This is a genomic window from Endozoicomonas sp., assembly GCF_031844845.1.
GTDB lineage: Bacteria > Pseudomonadota > Gammaproteobacteria > Pseudomonadales > Endozoicomonadaceae > Endozoicomonas.
In genome coordinates this window covers 1-5,732 of sequence record NZ_JAVRMB020000242.1, presented here as the reverse complement: position 1 = coordinate 5,732, position 5,732 = coordinate 1, and the positions used below count along the sequence as shown (strand labels likewise).

At 46.7% G+C, this 5,732-nt stretch carries 7 protein-coding genes; 5 read left to right on the top strand and 2 right to left on the bottom strand.

The window, feature by feature from the left end; all coding sequences use genetic code 11:
* Nucleotides 1-376, top strand: a 376-nt coding sequence (locus tag RM811_RS12925; RefSeq protein WP_402524879.1) for a nitroreductase family protein, incomplete at its 5' end; no start/stop codon positions are given.
* A 157-nt stretch (nt 377-533) separates the two neighbouring features.
* On the opposite strand, the gene RM811_RS12920 is transcribed toward RM811_RS12925, so the two are convergent.
* Nucleotides 534-1,196: a metallophosphoesterase gene (locus RM811_RS12920; protein WP_402524877.1), complete on the bottom strand. Its 663-nt coding sequence runs from the start codon at nt 1,194-1,196 to the stop codon at nt 534-536.
* Nucleotides 1,197-1,578: 382 nt separating this feature from the next.
* Here RM811_RS12920 and RM811_RS12915 point away from each other — a divergent pair, with 382 nt between their 5' ends.
* Genes RM811_RS12915 through RM811_RS12900 form a run of 4 tightly spaced genes read left to right on the top strand, consistent with a single transcriptional unit; the run spans nt 1,579 to nt 4,472 of the window.
* A complete protein-coding gene (locus tag RM811_RS12915; RefSeq protein WP_402524875.1) occupies nt 1,579-1,998 on the top strand; it encodes a YybH family protein in 420 nt (139 codons plus the stop codon).
* Complete coding sequence (locus tag RM811_RS12910) at nt 1,947-3,299, top strand: MFS transporter (RefSeq protein ID WP_402524873.1); 1,353 nt, start codon at nt 1,947-1,949, stop codon at nt 3,297-3,299. Before RM811_RS12915 ends, RM811_RS12910 begins: the two co-directional genes overlap by 52 nt.
* Nucleotides 3,283-3,462 (top strand): hypothetical protein, encoded by a 180-nt coding sequence (locus RM811_RS12905; RefSeq protein WP_402524871.1) that lies wholly within the window; start codon nt 3,283-3,285, stop codon nt 3,460-3,462. Before RM811_RS12910 ends, RM811_RS12905 begins: the two co-directional genes overlap by 17 nt.
* The gene (locus RM811_RS12900; protein ID WP_402524869.1) at nt 3,459-4,472 is read left to right on the top strand and encodes a phospholipase A; all 1,014 of its coding nucleotides are present in this window, start codon (nt 3,459-3,461) and stop codon (nt 4,470-4,472) included. The genes RM811_RS12905 and RM811_RS12900 overlap by 4 nt, the downstream gene beginning before the upstream one ends.
* Nucleotides 4,473-4,722: 250 nt before the next feature.
* Here RM811_RS12900 and RM811_RS12895 read toward each other — a convergent pair whose 3' ends face one another.
* Nucleotides 4,723-5,046: a helix-turn-helix domain-containing protein gene (locus tag RM811_RS12895; RefSeq protein WP_402524868.1), complete on the bottom strand. Its 324-nt coding sequence runs from the start codon at nt 5,044-5,046 to the stop codon at nt 4,723-4,725.
* Nucleotides 5,047-5,732: the final 686 nt, after the last annotated feature.

Below are 5,732 nucleotides of genomic sequence, written 5' to 3'. Positions count from 1 at the left end.
TGAATACATTCTGGACCATATGCGTAACGTCAAACAGCTGCCTGAAGATGTGGTGGATATGATTAGCGAGTTCTACCGCGATTTCCAGACCCGGGACTTCCGGCTGACCGAGTCCCCGAGAACCATGTTTGACTGGGCCTGCAAGCAGACCTACATCGCCCTGGGTAATATGATGAGCGTAGCCGCACAGATTGGTATTGATTCCTGTGCCATGGAAGGTTTTCACCGTGAGAAGCTGGAAGCGGTTCTGGTCGAGGAAGGTCTGCTGGACACCGGTGAGTTTGGTGTCAGTGTGATGGTTGCCTTCGGTTACCGGGAAAACGAGCCTTACCCCAAGACTCGCCATAATGAAGAAACGGTTATTGAGTGGCACTGACATAAGGCCGCTGTCCGTTATCCGTAGTCCGCTTTCCGCAAAAGCAAAAGCAAAAGCACAAGCTGCTCTTGCTTTTTCGGACTACGGACTACGAACCGCGGACTACGAGCAACAAGCTACGTTCGTTGAAATGGGAAAGTTGTTTAAGGACAGTTCCTTAACTCAGGTTACTGAAGGGAAGTAATGTCAGGCAATTGCTTTCAAAACCACCGGTATCGATATAGTGGATATTTCCCAGGGTCACAGGCTGATCCACAATGGTATGACCACAGAAAATATGGTCAATCCCCTCAACCAGAGAGTCATCACCACTTTGAATCCGGGTTCTGGACCACAGCACAGCCCAGACCAGATCCGGGTCAGATTCAATCTGATCCGGAGCCCATGCTGATAATGGATAATCCCCATGGCAAATAGCCACTTTCCTGCCACCAGCAAGGTCAACAGAAATCAAAACCGGCTGTTCTGCTGCCTTGGCAGCATACCTGTTCATTTTTTCTGAAGACACTTGCAGATGCCAGCGTCCACCGCAGAGGACCCACTGTGCCACCTCACGGGAAGATGGGTGCCGTACCGTATCGATCATGCACTGCTCATGATTGCCACGCACACTGAAAAACCACGGTTCACCCATCAGGGAGAGACATTTCTCTGAATCAGGCCCCCGATCAATCAGATCACCGCAGCTAAAACATCGATCCTTTGATCGGTCAAAACTGACAGCATCCAGAGACTGCATCAATAGATCATACATACCATGCAGATCTCCGATGACAAAATCACGTCCATTCTTATTCTCGCAAAAATGACGATAAAACATAATTCCTCCCTGGATATTTACAGTGTTCGTTGTGTTGTCTGCTTTAACTGCAGGCCCTGATTACTTCTGTCTGAGTATTAGTGTAGCCACTCCAGCTGCCTCTTCGTAGACCCTGAGCATTACCGGCAACAATAAATAGGACAAATTCAAGGCCAATATTAGTATTTGATTTGTGGATGTCCTTTACTTCTTTTTTACTTCTTGCACCTAAAGGGCGCGGGATTGCGCCTCAGTCTCGTTCAAGGCCAATATTAGTATTTGATTTGTGGATGTCCTTTAGCACTTGCGAAGACTATTCTTAATCGGTATTTCAGATTCAATAACCACTGTTTTTACATTTATGACACAGAACCCTTTAGGACATAGAGGGGGGAAGATAACCATGGCTGACCTCGACCTGGCCACTGACCTGGTAGATACATTTTTTTCCGAAATAGCCACCAGCTACTGCAATAAAGACCTGGAGCAACTTATTAGTCATTACACCAGTGAGCCAGATCTGCTGTTCTGGAATGCTGAAGGCGACACCATTACCTCCCACGACCAGTTAATCCTCTGGTATGAGGAACTATTCAGACAGTTTGAGATCAAATCAGTTAACTACAGGGTTGAGGAACTCTATGCGGATGAACACACCATTATTTCCGGAAGCCTCTGGGTGTTATCCACCCTGAGAAAACTCGGGGAAGAGCAGTTTGAAGAAGAGCAATCCCTGAGGGCAACGCACCTGTTCAGACAGCAAAATGGCCGATGGCTTATCAACCATCTACATGTTTCACCCACACACTTTCTATCCGACTGATGACTCAAACCAGGCGTTGTATTACGACATCTTCAGGCCAGTACCGGCTGGCATTTTCTGTATCACTGGGCGGTATGCTGGAGATATACGATTTTCTGATATACGGCTTAATGGCCAGCTATATTGCCGAGAATTTTTTCCCGTCTGAAGATCACGTCACGGCTTTGCTGAGTACCTTTGCTACCTTTGCCATCGGTTATCTTACCCGCCCTCTGGGGGGTATTGTCTTTGGTCACTTTGGTGATCGCTATGGCCGCAAAAAGACATTTACTTTTTCAATTTTTCTGATGGCTCTGACCACTGCCCTGATGGGATGTTTACCTGGCTGGGACAGTATTGGAGCAGCCGCCCCAATTGCGCTTATCGTATTACGACTGCTTCAGGGGTTTTCCCTGGGTGGGGAGATTCCCGGAGCCATTACTTACCTCAGTGAAAGTACACCAGAAAGGCGGGGGCTGGTGATTAGCATTCTTTTTCTGGCAATGATGATCGGTATTTCATTCGGTACATTTGTCCACGGTATGCTGGAGATGCACCTTACGCCTGAATCCATGAAAGAGTGGGGCTGGCGAGTTCCTTTCTGGATCGGAGGATCACTGGGAATTGTCAGCTATCATATCCGCAAACAGTTCTCTGAATCCGGATTGTTTGCAGCACTTGACCATGCAAAGGCACAGGCCTCCATTCCGATCGTACTTCTGTTTAGAGAACACACCAGAGGCGTTATCTGCGGATTTCTGACCATTGGCCTGTGCGGGGCAACAGCGACGATTTACAGTATCTATATGCCCGGTTATCTGTCGTCATTGCTCAACTTCCCCAGGGAAGCCGTTGCATGGCACACGGCACTGGCGTTTCTGATGCTGTCTCCACTTTGCCTGTTGGGCGGGATGTTTTCAGATCTAATCAATCACAAACTGATACTGGGTATCCTGGCGGTAGGTATTGCCATTACCTCATGGCCTTCATTCCAGTATTTTTCTTCACCATCAGCGCAACTGGGCACCATTATGCTTATTTGCGGTATTCTTGCCGCAACGGCTTCCGGAGCATTGCCGCCTCTGTTAATCAGTTTCTTCCCCACAGAGGTTCGCTATACCGGCATTGCCACCTGTTACAACATGGGATTTGCCATTTTTGGTGGTCTGGCGCCATTCACATCAATACTGCTGGCAAAATATTCGGATAACGCATCAGGGCCTGCCATTTATCTTTCCCTGGTTGCGCTGGTCAGTCTGGTTGCTTTAGTTATCCCCTGGCCAAATGTACAGCTGGTTACTGATAATGATGCAGCTTCTTAAGCTCAACTTTAAACCGGTGTACTGCTATCGGTTAACCCTGCCCTGCCATGGATCTTTCATTGTCAATACATGGTCGTTTATTGAAATCACCAGGGGCTTGCCGGATAATTGCCGCTACCTGGACAGATCAGCTTTTAATAATAACGACAAGGCTTCAGAATGAATCTTTCAATCCCGGGGATAAATAGTACGGTTCCTGCAATACTCTCATTGTGTCTGTTCTCTACAACGGTATACCCAACAACGGTATACCCGGACTCTTATGAGGACTGCCTGAATATACTACTGAGAGAAGGTGATGACTCACTGACGCTGGCTGATATCCGCCAGCAATGCAGGATCAATGCAGATCCGGAGCCTGATGACAATATTATTGAACATCGGGTTCAGGAAGAAGAAGAAACACGGGACAACCGGTTTACCCTCACCCCCCATCGGCCAAACTATCTGCTGCCACTTTCCTATAACAAAAGCCCCAATATCGCACCGTTTGAACAAAATATTAAAAACTTCTCAAGCACTGAAATCAAATTCCAACTCAGCGTGAAGGCACCACTGGCAGAAGGTGTTTTCAATGGCTACGGCGACATCTATGTGGCCTACACCAATACCTCCTGGTGGCAGGCCTATAACGAAAACTCAGCACCCTTTCGGGAAACCAACCATGAGCCGGAGGTGTTTATGGTTTTACCTACTGACTATCAGTTTTTTGGTTTTGATATGAATATGGTTGCCGCAGGGTTTACACACCAGTCTAATGGACGAAGTGGTGAACTCTCCCGAAGCTGGAACCGTCTCTACGCCCAGTTTATTTTTTCCAAAGGAAATTTCGTCGCCAGTATCAAGCCCTGGTGGCGAATTCCGGAGCCGGAAAAAGAACCCGGGGAGGAAAACAGTTCCAAAGGCGACGACAACCCTGATATTGAAAAATACATGGGATATGGTGAACTGCATCTGGGCTATCAAATTCAAGAGCACAACCTGGGCATGATGCTGAGGAATAACCTGCGCAGTGATAACAAGGGTGCGGTGCAACTGGACTGGTCATTCCCCATCAACCGGAGGTTCAGGGGCTATATTCAGTACTTCAATGGTTATGGGGAAAGTCTGATTGATTACAACGACAGCGCCAACCGCCTGAGCGTTGGCGTGATGTTGACTGACTGGCTGTAATGACCCATTTGTCAATTCTGTGATGAGAGTTATAAGACCTCTTCCAGCCTGCGAGCCTCGCTACCGCCACTGTATAAGTAGGTAATAGTTTGCTTTCATATAAACTGACTGAACGTATGGTCAATTTTATTTAAATAAGCTGACACAGTAATAACGCCAAGGTATAAAAATATAATAGCTATTTTTATAGAGGCAGATTTTGCGCCAACTATACGGCAGTAACAGTAAAAGCTATTTAAATGGGGTGTAATTAAAAGTGTCCAAAAATGCCGGTTTCATCCTCAATCCTGGATTGAACATAAGATAGACGGCGGGGTTCCTCAGCTACCAATTCTTTTATACGCTGGACTTCAGTTTCATCATAGATGAAAGGTCTTCCTCCTTCATGCCCCTTATATAACGCACGAATGCCATAGGAATTGTCCCGAAATAAATTACCCATTTGCCAGTAGATTGAGGCACCTGGGACCTGAGGAATAAGTAGGTGATAGTTTGTAATCGAATATTTTGACCACAAGATCAATAAATAGTTCAATCCCCCTGTAGCCAAGGCTTCAGCTAGATGTAAACTCAAGATTTATCCGGTAAAAAATACTCAAAAGCAAACTTTCACCTACTTACCATTCAATCTGTCCTTCAGGTATTCCCAGAAAGAAATACCATGAAGGCGACACGTTTATTTCAGGCTGGCAAATGTGTCGCGGCTTTGCCGTCCTGCTTCGCTACGAGTCCCACCGCTGATCTTTCGCCGTTTGACGTGTTCCCGTATCTGACTTTCGCTCAAATTGTTGTGAAGAGGGAGGCTCCGGTCGTTCAGGACCTCTAACCGCTCTGGCTCTTTCACAGCCAACTTGCCCAGTGCGTATTCTGGTCAACTTGAACACCCATTCTGTTTCATTTGAAAACCCTGGGCCCCTTACACATTGCCAAAAAAAACTGGCAAAAAAACTAGGGTCAGGTCTTTCCTGACTACTGTTTCCGGAATTTATGCGCAAACCAGGGCGAAAGCTTCAGATTTACTACCGTACCCATTAAGACATTTTTCAGATCAAATAGTTCCTGATAGATTATTATTTTGTATAAATAGGAATTAAAAAAAGGAATAGGACACCAGTGCGCCGAGATAAATCGGCAAGAGATTGAAGGTGAAACTCCTTCATCCGGTAAGGCATAGCAATCCGCCGGAACCCCAAGTCATGGGCGGTTGTCAGTAATGGCGATGGTTAAGCGTTGACAGGGGAATGTACAGGCTCAGTATTG

Coding starts and splice junctions, on each gene's coding strand:
- RM811_RS12920 (WP_402524877.1), bottom strand. CDS start 1,196: ATGTTTTATCGTCATTTTTGCGAGAATAAGAATGGACGTGATTTTGTC.
- RM811_RS12915 (WP_402524875.1), top strand. CDS start 1,579: ATGGCTGACCTCGACCTGGCCACTGACCTGGTAGATACATTTTTTTCC.
- RM811_RS12910 (WP_402524873.1), top strand. CDS start 1,947: ATGGCTTATCAACCATCTACATGTTTCACCCACACACTTTCTATCCGA.
- RM811_RS12905 (WP_402524871.1), top strand. CDS start 3,283: ATGATGCAGCTTCTTAAGCTCAACTTTAAACCGGTGTACTGCTATCGG.
- RM811_RS12900 (WP_402524869.1), top strand. CDS start 3,459: ATGAATCTTTCAATCCCGGGGATAAATAGTACGGTTCCTGCAATACTC.